The organism is Pseudomonas sp. LS.1a, from assembly GCF_022533585.1.
In the GTDB taxonomy this organism is placed as follows: domain Bacteria; phylum Pseudomonadota; class Gammaproteobacteria; order Pseudomonadales; family Pseudomonadaceae; genus Aquipseudomonas.
In genome coordinates this window covers 707,230-721,120 of the sequence record NZ_CP092827.1, presented here as the reverse complement: position 1 = coordinate 721,120, position 13,891 = coordinate 707,230, and the positions used below count along the sequence as shown (strand labels likewise).

Genomic DNA, 13,891 nt, shown 5'->3' with positions numbered 1-13,891 from the left:
AAGGAGCGTCCCATGAAGTCCCGTATCCTGGAAATTATCTACACCGCCATCCGCCTGGAAAACCAGAGCCTGGCTCACCCCATCGACCTGGCCGCCGGCGAAAAAACCGCGCTGTACGGGCATGGCGGTGCGCTGGACTCAATGAGCCTGGTGTCCATCGTTGTCGAAGTCGAGGCACTGCTCGAACAGCAACTTGATGTGCGCCTGACCCTGGTCAACGACAGCGCCATGTCGGCGGTACGCAGCCCGTTCGCCACCGTCGGTTCGTTCGCCAACTACATCAGCAAGCGTTGCGCCGAGGTGGAACATGGCTGAGCCGATCACGCTCATCACCGGCACCCGTAAAGGTATCGGTCGGCACTTGGCCGAGCACTACCTGACGCGTGGTCATCGGGTCATTGGTTGCAGCCGCCAGGCTAGCGATCTTGACCATCCCGGGTACGAACACTTCGCCCTGGACGTGGCCGACGAGGCCGCTGTGCTAGCCATGGTCAGCGAGATCCGCCGCCGGCACCAACGCCTGGATCACCTGATCAACAACGCCGGCATCGCCAGTATGAACCACTCGCTGCTCACCCCCTACAGTACCGCTGAACAGATCGTGCGCACCAACCTGCTCGGTACCTTTCTACTTAGCCGCGAGGCGGCAAAGCTGATGAAGCGTGAGGGTGCCGGGCGCATCATCAACTTCTCCACGGTGGCCAGGCCACTCAAGCTCGAGGGTGAAGCGCTCTACGCGGCCTCCAAAGCCGCTGTTGAAACCCTCACCGCAGTGATGGCCAAGGAGCTGGCCAGCTACGGGATCACGGTCAATGCCCTTGGGCCGACACCGATCGACACCGACCTGACCCGCGCCATTCCTGCGTCGAAGATGAACGCATTGCTACAGCAACAGGCGATCAAGCGCTTGGGCAGCTTCGATGACGTCAGCCATGTCACCGACTTTTTCCTGTCGGCGCAGAGCGACTTCATCACCGGCCAGGTGATCTACCTCGGCGGGCTCTGACCGCATCTGCCCCCACCCTATCGGCTTTACCCAACTGGAGACATACAGCATGGACATACTCGCCCTGAAAAAAGAGCTGGCCGGGCTTCTGGAACTGCCCGAATCGAAACTTGCCGATGACCTCCTGCTTGAGCCTTTGGCCACTTGGGACTCGCTGACCAAGGTGACCTTGCTTGGCGTGCTCAATGACCAGTTCGGCCTTGCCCTGCACCCGGAGATCCTGGACGAACTGAACACCCTCGGTGAACTGTTCGAAGCGGTCGCCAACAGCCTCGCAGAACCTGCCTGAGGTACTCCGATGAACAGCACCCTTCATGGCCTTTCGATCCGCGCGGTTTCATCGGCGCTGCCGGATCGTCAACTCACCCTCGATGACTTCGCCGCGCTGTTCGGTGAGCGCGAAGCCACGCGGATTGCCAAAAGCACCGGCATCGGCAGTGTGCGAATCGCCGGTGAGCTGTCCACTACCGATCTCGCCTGTGGTGCGGCTCGCAGCCTGTTTGACACCGCCGATGTCGACCCGTACAGCATCGATGCGCTCGTGCTGGTGACCCAGACACCTGATGCACTGATGCCGGCGAGCAGCGCAATACTCGCAGCCCGACTCGGCCTGCGCCGGGACATCCCGGCGTTCGACCTCAATTTCGGTTGCTCTGGCTACGTGTATGGCCTGTTCCAGGCCTCGCTGCTGGTTGCCAGCGGTAGCTGCCGACGCGTGTTGCTGTGCACCAGCGACGTCATCAGCAAGCTGTTACAGCCACAGGACCATCATGTGCGCATGGTGTTCGGCGACGGTGCCAGCGCCACCCTGGTAGAGGCTGGCCCACACAGTTTCTCGTTCGCTTTTTCCACCGACGGCAACGGCGCCAGGCATCTGGGGACACCGTTACGGTATCAGGCCGCAGAGCGCGAGCCAGGCACCACCAGCGCAGCAATTGGCAGCCTGTTCATGGACGGTGCGCAGGTGATGAACTTCGCCTTGGAGCAGGTTCCGGCCGCACTGCATGCCTTCTTGCATGAGCTGCAGCTACCGGCTGACAGCATCCCGTACTTCCTGCTGCACCAAGCCAACGCCTTCATGCTGCATTACCTCGGCCGAAAGCTTGGCATCGACGCGGCTCGCATCCCGGTGCATGTGGACGGTATCGGCAACACCGGGCCGTCATCGATCCCTGTACTACTGTCGGCCAGCCCGGATGCCGAACGCCTGCGCCAGGACAACCTGGTGGCTTGTGGCTTTGGCGTCGGCCTTTCGGTTGGCCTGGCGCATTTGTCGCTGCGCGACACCCTGCTGATTCCCCCCGTCACCCTGACGACTTCACTCTGACAAGGACAACACCCATGACTACTCAGGCAATCTGGTTCGACTTCGGCGGCGTACTCTCCCCCTCTATCGCTGAGTTGTACCGAGTCTATGAAGGCAAGACCGGCATCAACCGCCAGCAGATGGAAGCGGCCATGCACGAAGTCGCACGTCCACTGGGCGTGCAGTTCCAGGCCCCCATTGAGCTTGCCCTGATGACCCAGGTGGAATGGGGGCAGGCAATGAGCGCCGCGCTGCGCAAGTTGTATCCCGGCATCGACCTCAGCCGCTGCGATTTCGACAACCACGGCGAGCAGTGGTTTGCCGACCATGAGGTCAACCCGCACATGTTCGAACTGTTCCACGAGGTCAAGGCGGCCGGGGTAAAGGCGGCCATCCTCACCAACAATACCGTTGAGTGGGAAACGTCGTGGCGGCGCATGGTCGGCCTGGACGACGTCACGGACGGCATCATCGATTCGTGCAAGGTCGGCCTGCGCAAGCCCGACCCACGCATCTTCGCGCTGGCTGCCCGCGAGCTGGGTGTAGACGACCACGGCTGTGTACTGATCGACGACGTCGAGGAGAACTGTGAGGCGGCCCGCGCCGCCGGCTGGCAGGCGATTCACTTCCAGGACAGCCTCGAAGTGTGCGACGCCGTGCGCGCGCTGCTTTATCCATCCCGTTGACACGTGGCAGGCCCGACATGACGACCCACAGCTTCCCCTTTGTGATGGACATCCCCAACCTGGATGCCGCGCCTTATTACCACGTGCTCGACAGCGACCAGCCACTGCAGCAGATCCGCTTGCCAAGCGGCCACGTCGCCACACACCTGACCCGCTACGACGATTGCCGTAGCTTCCTGGCCGACCCGAGTATCAGCCGCACCCTGTGCAACGTCGAAGGTGGCCCGACCTTCCTTCCAGGCCCGACCCAGCCGGAGCTGCTGCTGAACCTCGACAACCCGGCACACATGCGCTCGCGTGCCACTGTGGCCCGAGCCTTCAGCAAGCGCGGGGTGGAAAGCCTGCGCGAGCATGTACGAACCACCACCCGGCGCAACGTCCAGCGCATGCGTGACGGCGAGCTGGCACCGGACTTGTTCGCCTCGGTGTTACAGGACCTGACCTCCTCCACCGTGTGCCACATCCTCGGGATCCCGCTGCAGGACCGCGAACTGTTCCGCCCCTGGAGCCAGATCATCCAGTCGGCGCCGCCGGACGATATCCCGGGTATCGAAGTAGCGGTCAAGGCTAGCTTCGATTACCTGATGGACTTCGTGCGTGGCACCCGCCACGCCGAACCGGACGGGTTCATCCGGCAGTACGTCGACCAGCGTGCGAGCATGGACGACCCACTCACCGACGAGGAATTCGTCGGCGTGCTGCTGGGCATTCTGCTAGGTGGCGATCACAACGCCCTGAGCGTGATGACCAAATCGGTCTACACGCTTCTGTGCGCCCCCGCGCTGTGGACGCACGCCCAGCGTAACCGGGAGCAGTTGCCGGCACTGATCGAGGAGCTGATCCGGGTTATCCCGATCGGCAAGCTGTCGGCTTTCCCGCGCATCACCACTCAGGCAGTGAGTACCAGCCGTGGTGAGATTCCGGAAGGCACCTGCGTGTATGCCAATGTGTTCCTGGCCAACCGCGACCCGGCCGTGTTCAGCGAGCCGCTGCGGATCAACCCACTGCGTGAGGACAAGGCCGCACACATCCAGTTCGGCCATGGCATCCACAGTTGCATGGGCCCGGCCCTGGCCCGGCTGGAAATCGGCATCGTACTCGAGACGCTGATCGAACAGTTGCCCGACATGCAGCTGGACCGCGCGCCGAAATCGCTGGCCTGGATCAACGGCACCGTGCTGCGCCGTCCCAACGAACTTCCGGTGCGTTTCTGAGCGAAGCCTTACAAAAGGGAATTTCTGATGACTCTCAAGCCTCTGATCGACCAGCTCGACGGCTTTGCCGATACACCATTTCTCAACACCGAGCAGCAAAGCCATAGCTATGCCGAACTCAAGGCCGAGGTACTGCGCCAGCTCGAACACCTGCGGGCCCAAGGTGTCGCGGCGCAGACCACGGTATTCGTCCAGGGCGATTTTTCGTTCCGTGGCATCGCGCTGTTCCTGGCGCTGTACCAGAACGGCAACGTAATCGCGCTGAACACCGCCAGCAACGAGCAGGAAGTGCAGAACAAGCTTGCCGCCGCTCAAGCCGAGTACCAGATCGATGCCGACAGCGGCGAGGTCACCCGGCACACTCCGCAGGGCGAGGACAATGCTCTGGTGGCCAAGCTCAAGGGGCTCGGGCATGCGGGCCTGATCCTGTTCAGCAGCGGTACTACAGGGCAGCCCAAGGCCATGTTGCACGACCTCGATCGGCTGGTGGCCAGCTACCAGAACAAGCGCTCTCGGCGCCTGAGCATTTTCCTGTTCCTGCTGTTCGACCATATTGGCGGCATCAACACCTTGCTCAACATCCTGACCATCGGCGGCACGGCAACCATTGCCGCCACCAAGAGCCCGGACATCGTCGCCCGGTTGATCGCCGATCACCGGATCACGGTGCTGCCGACCTCGCCGACCTTCCTCAATCTGATGCTCATCAACAATGTCTTCGGGCGCTACGACCTGGGGGCCCTGCGCATGATTACCTACGGCACCGAGCCGATGCCCGAAAGCCTGCTGGGGGCCTTGCGCGAGAAACTGCCCAAGGTGAAATTCCTGCAAACCTTCGGCACCAGCGAAACCGGTATCATGAACACCAGCTCGCAGTCCTCCGACAGCCTGTTCATGCGCTTCCAGGAAGGCGATACCGAGTACCGTGTGGTCGACGGCGAACTGTGGCTGCGCAGCGCTACCCAGGTGATGGGCTACCTCAACCACAGCATGGACAGCTTCACCGATGACGGCTGGTTCAAGACCGGCGACCTGGTCGAAGTCAATGCTGATGGCTACCTGAAGATCCTTGGCCGCAGCAAGGAGATCATCAATGTCGGTGGCGAGAAGGTGTACCCCGCCGAGGTCGAATCGGTGCTGATGCAGCACCCGCGCATCAAGGACTGCAAGGCCTATGGCGAGCGCAACGGCCTGACCGGGCAGTTCGTCGCCGCCGAGGTGGTACTCGATGGCGACTATGGCGATGCCACCGCCGAGGTCCTGCGGGCTATACGCCAGTACAGCCGCGAACGCATGGACAGCTACAAAGTGCCGGTCCGGCTCAAGGTGGTCGAGGCTATCCGTTACTCGGCGCGCTTCAAGAAGCTGTTGATTGCCTGACCTGCGTGATGCAACGCCAGCTGGTTTGCTCAGCTGGCGTTGGTCATCAGGTCAGTCTCGCCCAAGAAGTCGATGAAGGCGCGTGTTTTGGGTGACAGCAGCCTGGTCGGCGACCAGACGATCCAGAAGTCACCCGGCAGACTCAGTTCACGCATGACCAGAGTCAACTCGTTACTGGCGATGTACTCCTGGATCACAAAGTCGGGAAGGTAGGCCACGCCCATGGCATTTCGGCAGGCCGCCAGCACCGCCTCGACACTGTTCATGACCATCGCCGTTTCTACCTGCACTTGAACCCGCTCGCCCTGCGCCTGCAACGTCCATGGCTGCAGCTTGCCGCTCGACGGCAGCTTGTAGCCGATACCCCGATAGCTGCTCAGGTCCTGAAGGGTGCGGGCGACGCCATAGCGCTGCAGGTATTCGGGTGCCGCGCATAGCACGAAGCGGAAGGTGCAGATCTTGCGGGCGGCCAGGCTCGAGTCCGGCAGCGCACCGCTACGGATTACCGCGTCAAAACCTTCTTCCACCACATCGACCATCCGGTCGCTGAAGTCCAGGTCCAGTTCTATTTCGGGATAGCGCCGGTAGAATTCGCGCATGCTTCCGGAAATCAGACGGTAGCCTACTGCCGGCAGGCTAACCCGTAGCACGCCCTTGGGCCTTTGCTTGGAGTTGGCCAAGGCCGCCTCGGCGTCCTGCAATTGCTGCAGCAGGGTGCGGCAACGGGCGAAGAAGTCCAGCCCCTCGCTGGTCAGGCTGATCTGTCGGGTGCTGCGATGGAACAAACGCACGCCAAGGCGCTCCTCCAGGCGGCTAACGCTCTTGCCCACGGCAGAGGAGGAAATACCCAAACCACGCCCCGCCAAGGTGAAGCTCTGCGACTCAGCCGCACGTACAAACGCGATCAAACCGCTCAAGCTGTCCTTCGACACCATCTAGATCAGATCCTTCTCAATCTAAAGCACTAAGTAAAACACCTAACCGGGCCAAAAGGATATCGCTCAGTTTTGACAGTTATACGCTGTGCCAGCGTTGCTCTGGTTGTTAACCGGGAGCATTTTGCCATACGCTGGAAATGGCAATAAGCCACCACCTGGCCAAGCAAGGAGTAGCCTGATGAAAATCGTTTCGCTGTTGATCGCTGCAGTCCTTTCGTTCTCATCGGTAGGCGCTTTTGCGCACAGTGGCGGTACTGACGCCCGGGGCTGCCACACCAATCACAAGACCGGTGACCATCACTGCCATTGAAATAGCTGAGCCTTGGCGTTCCTGCCCCTGGGACGCCAACGCTTCAGTGGCCTGTTAGACGCCATCTTCGCGCTCAACGTATCGTTCCCGATGGCCGCGCTGGCCGCTGCCCTCATTGGCTATGCGGGCGGACGATTGCTGCCGATCGTGTCCAGGAAGTGGTGTAACTGAACCAGCCGAAGGGTGATATCTCGTCCGCCATTCATCGATGATCTCGCCTAACGCTCAGGGGCCTGGCCGTTTCGCTCCATGACCTTCCCACACTGCTCACTGGCCAGACGGCTGATGATCCGGATCGCCTGATGGATATCGGCAGTGTTGCGAAAGCTCAGGCGAGGGTTGTGTTCGCATTCCAGCATTTCGTCGTGCTCGAGGGACTGGCGCGGTCCTTGTGGGAGCAACTGTCTTGCTCAATTTCTAAAGCTGGCGCGCCCCCTGTGGGAGCGGGCTTGCCCGCGAACATGGGCGAAGCCCGTGCCATCCACCACGAGGCCTTTAGCAGAGGGCCAGCCGCAAGGGTGATATCTGGCCCGCCGCTCATCAATGATCCTGCCTAACTAACAGGGTCCTGGCCGTTTCGCTCCATCACCTTCCCACACTGCTCACTGGCCAAACGGCTGATGATCCGGATCGCCTGATGGATACCGGCCGTGTTACGAAAACTCAGGTGTGGGTTGTGTTCGCACTCCAGCATTTCGTCGTGCTGAACCAGGGCTTCGCCTAGCAATTCGAGGGTCCAGGCGTAGCTTTGGATGGTGGATAGGCGTTCTTGGTCAGTCATGGCGTGCCTCCGTTGTTGCAGAGACGGAGCGAGATTGAGTGAAGGTGAAATCGCTGAGGGCCGCCGAGGAGCGACGGAGGGGAACGGATACGAGGATGCTGGATGGCATTGAGATAAGCATGCATGACACTCCAAGTTTTGGTTGGAGCTGCCACGATCCTTCCTACGGGATTGGGTGGCAGCTGTGCATGGGGTAGGAATACCGGGAAACTTGGAAACCCGGCCAGGCCGAAGCCTGCCCACACACAGCCGCCATGACACAGCATGGCAGGCACAAAAAAAGCGCCAGCTGTGGTGCAGGGGCGCCTAGTGCGTGCGCCAAGTTTACCAACGGGTTCCTACGCCCGGTCACGGAATTTTCCGCGACGGAGGAAATTTAGCCTCACACGTCTCGGCTGGGCAAGTGTAAAAGTTGTAGGAAACGTCTCTGAATAACGTGCGAACAGCGCCGAAATCCGTATTTAAGGCCAAATACAATCATCTGCATCCAAACCCCCATTTAGACTTCGAATGCAGCGACATAGGCTCAGGTGAGATCGCCAAGGTGGGATGAGGTGCACGATAGGAACATTGAAAGTGCTGCCAGGGCAGTTGAGCTAGAGTTTGGTGACACAGGGACTGACGGGGGTTCACCGTGGAGTCGAAACGGATAGCACTGCTGATTGACTGCGACAATGTGAGCCATGCCTCCATCGGGGGCGTGCTCGATGAGCTGGCCAAGTACGGCCTGGTCAACATCAGGCATGCACACGGGAACTGGAGTTCTCCCCTCCTCGCAGGCTGGGTCGAGAAGATCCACCCGTTCGCCATCCGCCCCATGCAGCAATTCGCTTTCACCAAGGGCAAGAATGCTACTGACTCAGCGATGATCATTGATGCGATGGATTTGCTATACAGCAAAAACGTCGATGCCTTTGCGCTCATGACAAGCGACAGCGATTTCACACCGTTGGTGCTTCGGCTGCTGGAAAGCGGCTTGCCGGTCTATGGCTTTGGGGAGAAGAAAACACCGAAGCCTTTTGTAGATGCGTGCTCGCAGTTCATCTACACAGAGAACCTGCTTGGCGATGATCAGGATAAAGCTGTTGAAGGAGAAGCGTCGAAATGCAGTAAACGCACCCGAAACGAGCTTCGCAGTGACACGGCACTAGTGCGCCTGCTGAGAACAGCAGCAGAGAAGACCGCCGATGATACAGGCTGGTCGCGCCTCAGCCAGGTCGGTAATTTTATCCGCAACAACAGTTCGTTTTCAGCCGTGAACTACGGGCATCGGACCCTTAGCGATCTCATCCGAACCTCAGAGTTGTTCGAGATCGATATGCGGCAAGGTGGAACGGCGATGTTCATCAAAGCGGCTCGGAAAGCAAACCCGGTAATGCATTCCCAAACTGAGATATCCATCTCATGAATCCGTGCTTCGGCTGCGGAGACAGGAATCGTATCAACACGAAACGCTCTGAATTCAATGGGTATTATTCTTTATGGTACAACTCTTTATCTCTAAAATTATCCTCAGCCTGTTTCCAGGCTCCCGGCCGCCGTGAAAATGCCTGACAGGATGATGGGAGGTGCTGAGGGGTTCTGCCATCCATTCGCCAAAGTCAGCCACTGGCTCTTCTGGGGGATGGCAGCTATCGACTCAGGCTGTGTGAAACCTCAGCTGAATTTCCAGGATCGCGGTCCTACACGGAATCTGGAAAAGCTTGGCTGCTCAACTAACCCAGAACACTCGTAGAAGCACGATTTTTAGGTTGTTTATTGAACAGCTCTATTACTCGGAGGATTTTCACACAGCCTGGACCCCTAGCGGTCGTTGGCGGTGAAGGCGCTAGCTCATTGGGTGGATTGAAAAGAGCAAAAAGATTTTAACCGTTTAACAATCCAGCGTTATGTCACTTCCGGGTACTGCTGCGCACAGGGATGCATAGCCAGCTTTCGTTATCGGAAAGTCAGTGAGAGCCTGAATTTCTCCGTCCAACACCGCGCACCCGCAGGTTTGGCATAAACCGGCACGACAATGGGCCGGAAGTACGAGCCCTTTGGCTTCTGCGAAGCTGAGGAGAGGGCCATCCGATGGATGCCAAGTCGCCGAAATGCCTGACCTGCTGAAAGTGACCTTGTATGGACCACACTCAGGAATTTTGCGCATCTCAACTGGACTGTCGGGGGTTGCGAAGGTGTCCATGTGCAGCCGATCGGCAGCGTCTGCCTGAATCACGCTGTTCTGTATCTGGCCCTGAAAACCTTCAGGCCCGCAAACATGGATTGCAGCTCCACTATTGGCAGCATCGGTGACCAACGCGGTGATGTCCGGCCTGCGTTGGATCGCGCCTTCTATTCCATTCTTCCCCTGAGTCACATGCAAAGCGATAGTACCTTTGCTTAGCCGCCCCACCAGCGTACTAACCTCATTCCACAGGGCTAGATCATCGCTGTATCTCACGGTGTGCACAACACGTACAGGATGCGGGTAGTTAGCTTCCGCGAGCGCTTTCAGCTTGGTGATCGTCGGGGTTATACCTATTCCCGCTGTAAGAAAGAGATTAGCTGGAGCGTCGAAACTGAAGGTATCTGGGCCTGAGGGGCCTGTCAGATGTATACGCTGCCCTACTTCTAAAGCATGTATAGCTTGGGAGCCGGCACCACTCCCCTGTTTCACCGTGATCCGTAGCCGATCACCCTCAATGCCTGAGACGGTGTAGCGGCGCCACGTGCCATCCTCTGTCAGGTGATGAACAGCAACATGCTGCCCAGCCACAAAGCTATCCAGCGAGCCAAGCACGGCCAGGGGATCTCGGAGCCATACTGAGCGAATGCCCGATGCTTCCTGAGAAATCTCAACGACTTCTGCAGGACGCGGCCAGGAAACCAACGCAGGTGCTCTTGGAACCTTGGCAGCTATTGCCAGCCTTTCGGTGTAATGCGCCTGCGTCGCTGAAATTCTATCCTTAGGTAATAGCGTTCCTGCTTGCTCGACCTGTGCATAGACACCGCAATACATGTGACCGAAATGTCGGTTCAGTTGGGCGGGAATGTTCATGTCCAAGTCGCCCGTCTGCGGGTTTACCGACGTCGCTCGGCAGCGCTTGATTGGCCGGACAATCGAGAGACGGGACTGACCAAAATCTACACCTTTGCCAAGCCATCCGAATTCCGAAAATGGTTCAGCATCGATATAGATGTTGCCTCGAAAACGCATGGGGTCGATCGTTACGCCCATTAGCGTAGCTAGTGCCTGTACTGTCCTCACATTGATAATGGACAGTGCCGAATCGTCAAAGTCCCAATGGCCGAGACAATCGTTTCGATGAACAACGCGTGCTTGCACACCAAAAAATTCGGCCAGTAGTTCTGGATCGGTCAACAAATCTCCACGAGGCACCGGCTGCCTTTCATAGAGCGTCGCTGCGCCCAGGCTTTTGCCAGGTAGAAAATGAACAAGCGCTGGATTTGTCGTGAGCTGTTGATACGGGGCGGCCCCAGCCGCCGTTCCACTTCGTGAAATGGCTACCGCACGGTCGCCTGGAAAACCTTTCCCGTATTCCAGCGAGACACTGTCCAGCTTTTCACCTTCAAAGCCCTTTATTGGATAGCGGAACAGCGAAACGACGTGAGCCATCTGACATGCCCTCTTCACAAATTCGTAGGAACCACTTGAAGCCCAGCGTGACCTGACGGGGCTGAATTGTTCGATACATGCAATGCCGATCACCCAGACGCTCGCCACTGATGCAAAAAAGCCACTGCCCGGAGGGGGCAGTGGCCGGGTCCGCACCGAACTCCGTCAGAACAGCGCGGATCAGGACGCAGGCGATTGCAACACCCGCGTCCCACCAGTCACGAAGCGTTGATCCAAATGGTCTTCAGCTCCGTATACTGATCATGGGCCCAGATGGACTTGTCCCGCCCACCGAAGCCAGACTCCTTGTAACCACCGAACGGCGTAGTCACATCCCCTTCGCCGAAGCAGTTGACCGTGACCACGCCCGCACGGATTTCACGCGACAGGCGCAGCGCATTGCGCAGGCTGCCGGTGTAGGCCGAAGCGGCTAGGCCGTAGACGGTATCGTTGGCCAACTCGATCGCCTCATCGATGGTCTCGAAGCTGGTCACGCTCAGCACCGGGCCAAAGATTTCCTCGACGAACAGCTTGTTACCGCGGCCAACGTTGTCGACGATGGTCGGTTGCACGAACACGCCTTCCTCGGTTTCGCCGCCCTGAACGATGCTGAGTTTCTGCTCGGCCGCGTATTCCAGGTACGACTTCACCTTTTCGAAGTGCGACTTGCTGACCATGGCGCCCAGGCGGTTGTCCGGGTCAAGCGGGTCGCCCAGCTTCCAGTCCTTCAGGTGCTTGGCGATCAGGCGCAGCAGTTCGTCTTTCACGTCCTTGTGGACGATCAGGCGCGACGAGGCCGAGCAGTTTTCGCCCATGTTCCAGAACGCACCGGCGGTGACGAACTGGGCCACCTCGTCGAGGTCTTCGCAGTCGTTCATGACCACGGCCGGGTTCTTGCCACCCAGCTCCAGGACAATGCGCTTGAGGTTGGACTCGGCGGCGTATTTCAGGAACAGGCGGCCGGTGTCGGTCGAACCGGTGAAGCTGACCATCGGGATGTCCATGTGGCGGCCAATGGCTTCGCCCACTTCACGGCCACCGCCAGGCACTAGGTTGAACACGCCCGCAGGAATGCCCGCCTCATGGGCCAGCTCGGCCACGCGCAGGGCGCTGAGGGTGGTTTCCTTGGCCGGCTTGACCACGATCGAGCAACCGGCGGCCAGCGACGGAGCGATCTTCCAGGCCAGCATCAGCAGCGGGAAGTTCCAAGGCAGCACCAGGCCGACCACGCCGATGGCTTCGCGCACGACCATGGTCACGGCAGCGTTGCCGGTCGGGGCAGTGGCGTCGTAGATCTTGTCGATCAGCTCAGCATGCCAGCGGATGGTGTGAATCGTTTCCGGCACGTCGACTGTCTGGCACTCGCTGACCGGCTTGCCGCTGTCCAGCGCTTCCAAGACCGCCAGCTCATGGGCGTTGTCTTCCAGCAGTTGGGCGAACTTCTGCAGCACGTGCTTACGGTCGTTCGGCTGCATCTTCGACCAGGTGCCTTCTTCGAACACGCGCTTGGCCGCGGCCACGGCGATGTTGACATCGTTGACGTCGCAGGCGGCGACTTCAGCCAGTTGCTTGCCGGTAGCCGGGTTGGTGGTGACAAACGTGCGGCCGGAGATGGCATCGCGGAACTCACCGTCGATGAACGCCTTGGTGCGCAGTTGCAGGTCGGCAGCGATGGCCGCGTATTGTGCCTTGCTCAGCAATTCAGCCATGTTCCAGTCTCCTTATTTGATCTGGGCGATGGTGGCTTTCAGTTCGGTGACCACACGCTTGAGTTCCTGCTTTTCGGCCTCGTCCAGGTCGTACAGCGGCTTGCGTACGCCACCGGTTTTCAGACCGTTCAGGGCAACGCCGTTCTTGATGGCCTGTACGAACTTGCCACCTTCGAGGAAGTCCATCAGCGGCATCATGGCGGCCATGATCTTGCGGCCTTTGTCGAAGTCCTTCTCGATCACGCAGGCTTCGTACAGGGCCACGTGCTCACGTGGGATGAAGTTCGAGCCGGCGCAAACCCAGCTCTTGGCACCCCAGGCGAAGAACTCCAGGGCCTGATCGTCCCAGCCGCACGAGAGCTGGATGTTCGGGCGCTTGATGGCCAGGCGGTGGAGCTGGGCCATGTCACCAGAGCTTTCCTTGATGGCAACAATGTTCTTCACATCAGCCACCGCGTCGAAGAACTCTTCACCCATGCTCACGCTCATGCGGCCTGGGTAGTTGTAGAGCATGATTGGCAGGCCGGCGGCGGCGTCGACTGCTTTGACGTGCAGTGCGATTTCCTGCTGGGTCGGCAACGCGTACGGCGGGGTACCGACCAGCAGCGCATCGGCCTTGATTTCCTTGGCGTGCTGGGCGAAAGCCACGGCGTCTTCGGTGCGAATGCCACCGGTACCAACGATCAGCGGCAAGCGACCATTGAGCACATCCTTGGCCTGGGCAGCCAGCTCGATGCGCTCTTGAGTGGTGTGGGCATAGTACTCACCCGTCGAGCCGCCGATGATCACGCCATGAATCTTCGATTCGACCAAGTACTCGAGCACCTCGGCGAAGGCCGCTTTGTCGATCGAGCCGTCCGCTGCCAGTGGAGTGATTGCCGGGGTGTAGATGCCTTCAAATTTCACGGTAGATTCTCCAAGGATACATTTGGTAGTGAAAGC

14 protein-coding genes are annotated in these 13,891 nt (G+C 59.3%); 9 read left to right on the top strand and 5 right to left on the bottom strand.

All coding sequences use genetic code 11. From position 1 onward, the window contains the following. The first annotated feature begins 12 nt into the window (after positions 1 to 12). The 7 genes from MKK04_RS03295 to MKK04_RS03265 are packed head-to-tail and all read left to right on the top strand — an operon-like array spanning position 13 to position 5,592. Positions 13 to 315 (top strand): hypothetical protein, encoded by a 303-nt coding sequence (locus MKK04_RS03295; RefSeq protein ID WP_085626691.1) that lies wholly within the window; start codon positions 13 to 15, stop codon positions 313 to 315. Then, positions 308 to 1,006, top strand: a complete 699-nt coding sequence (locus tag MKK04_RS03290; RefSeq protein WP_085626692.1) for an SDR family NAD(P)-dependent oxidoreductase — start codon at positions 308 to 310, stop codon at positions 1,004 to 1,006. Before MKK04_RS03295 ends, MKK04_RS03290 begins: the two co-directional genes overlap by 8 nt. 49 nt (positions 1,007 to 1,055) lie before the next feature. After that, the gene (locus MKK04_RS03285) at positions 1,056 to 1,295 is read left to right on the top strand and encodes an acyl carrier protein (RefSeq protein WP_241106237.1); all 240 of its coding nucleotides are present in this window, start codon (positions 1,056 to 1,058) and stop codon (positions 1,293 to 1,295) included. 9 nt (positions 1,296 to 1,304) lie between these two features. After that, entirely contained in the window at positions 1,305 to 2,333 is a 1,029-nt protein-coding gene (locus MKK04_RS03280; RefSeq protein ID WP_241106236.1) for a ketoacyl-ACP synthase III, read from the top strand. A 14-nt stretch (positions 2,334 to 2,347) separates the two neighbouring features. After that, on the top strand, positions 2,348 to 2,998 hold the full coding sequence (locus tag MKK04_RS03275; protein ID WP_207835612.1) for an HAD family hydrolase: 651 nt from the start codon (positions 2,348 to 2,350) through the stop codon (positions 2,996 to 2,998). A 17-nt stretch (positions 2,999 to 3,015) separates the two neighbouring features. After that, a complete protein-coding gene (locus MKK04_RS03270; RefSeq protein WP_241106235.1) occupies positions 3,016 to 4,212 on the top strand; it encodes a cytochrome P450 in 1,197 nt (398 codons plus the stop codon). 27 nt (positions 4,213 to 4,239) lie between these two features. Next, positions 4,240 to 5,592, top strand: coding sequence for an ANL family adenylate-forming protein (locus MKK04_RS03265; protein ID WP_207835607.1), 1,353 nt, complete (start codon positions 4,240 to 4,242; stop codon positions 5,590 to 5,592). Between the two features lie 29 nt (positions 5,593 to 5,621). Here MKK04_RS03265 and MKK04_RS03260 read toward each other — a convergent pair whose 3' ends face one another. Continuing rightward, positions 5,622 to 6,509, bottom strand: a complete 888-nt coding sequence (locus MKK04_RS03260; RefSeq protein WP_325175955.1) for a LysR family transcriptional regulator — start codon at positions 6,507 to 6,509, stop codon at positions 5,622 to 5,624. A 199-nt stretch (positions 6,510 to 6,708) separates the two neighbouring features. Here MKK04_RS03260 and MKK04_RS26575 point away from each other — a divergent pair, with 199 nt between their 5' ends. Then, on the top strand, positions 6,709 to 6,840 hold the full coding sequence (locus MKK04_RS26575) for a YHYH domain-containing protein (protein ID WP_143491658.1): 132 nt from the start codon (positions 6,709 to 6,711) through the stop codon (positions 6,838 to 6,840). A 553-nt stretch (positions 6,841 to 7,393) separates the two neighbouring features. Here MKK04_RS26575 and MKK04_RS03255 read toward each other — a convergent pair. Beyond that, positions 7,394 to 7,621 (bottom strand): hypothetical protein, encoded by a 228-nt coding sequence (locus MKK04_RS03255; RefSeq protein WP_015268870.1) that lies wholly within the window; start codon positions 7,619 to 7,621, stop codon positions 7,394 to 7,396. A 634-nt stretch (positions 7,622 to 8,255) separates the two neighbouring features. Here MKK04_RS03255 and MKK04_RS03250 point away from each other — a divergent pair. After that, entirely contained in the window at positions 8,256 to 9,029 is a 774-nt protein-coding gene (locus MKK04_RS03250; protein WP_241106234.1) for an NYN domain-containing protein, read from the top strand. 465 nt (positions 9,030 to 9,494) lie between these two features. Here the strand turns inward: MKK04_RS03250 and MKK04_RS03245 are convergent, their stop codons facing one another. The 3 genes from MKK04_RS03245 to MKK04_RS03235 form a co-directional block, all read right to left on the bottom strand. Beyond that, complete coding sequence (locus tag MKK04_RS03245) at positions 9,495 to 11,333, bottom strand: MOSC domain-containing protein (RefSeq protein ID WP_241106233.1); 1,839 nt, start codon at positions 11,331 to 11,333, stop codon at positions 9,495 to 9,497. A gap of 125 nt (positions 11,334 to 11,458) precedes the next feature. Next, a complete protein-coding gene (locus MKK04_RS03240; protein ID WP_241106232.1) occupies positions 11,459 to 12,949 on the bottom strand; it encodes an aldehyde dehydrogenase in 1,491 nt (496 codons plus the stop codon). A gap of 12 nt (positions 12,950 to 12,961) precedes the next feature. Further along, on the bottom strand, positions 12,962 to 13,855 hold the full coding sequence (locus MKK04_RS03235) for a dihydrodipicolinate synthase family protein (RefSeq protein WP_241106231.1): 894 nt from the start codon (positions 13,853 to 13,855) through the stop codon (positions 12,962 to 12,964). Positions 13,856 to 13,891 lie beyond the last annotated feature (36 nt).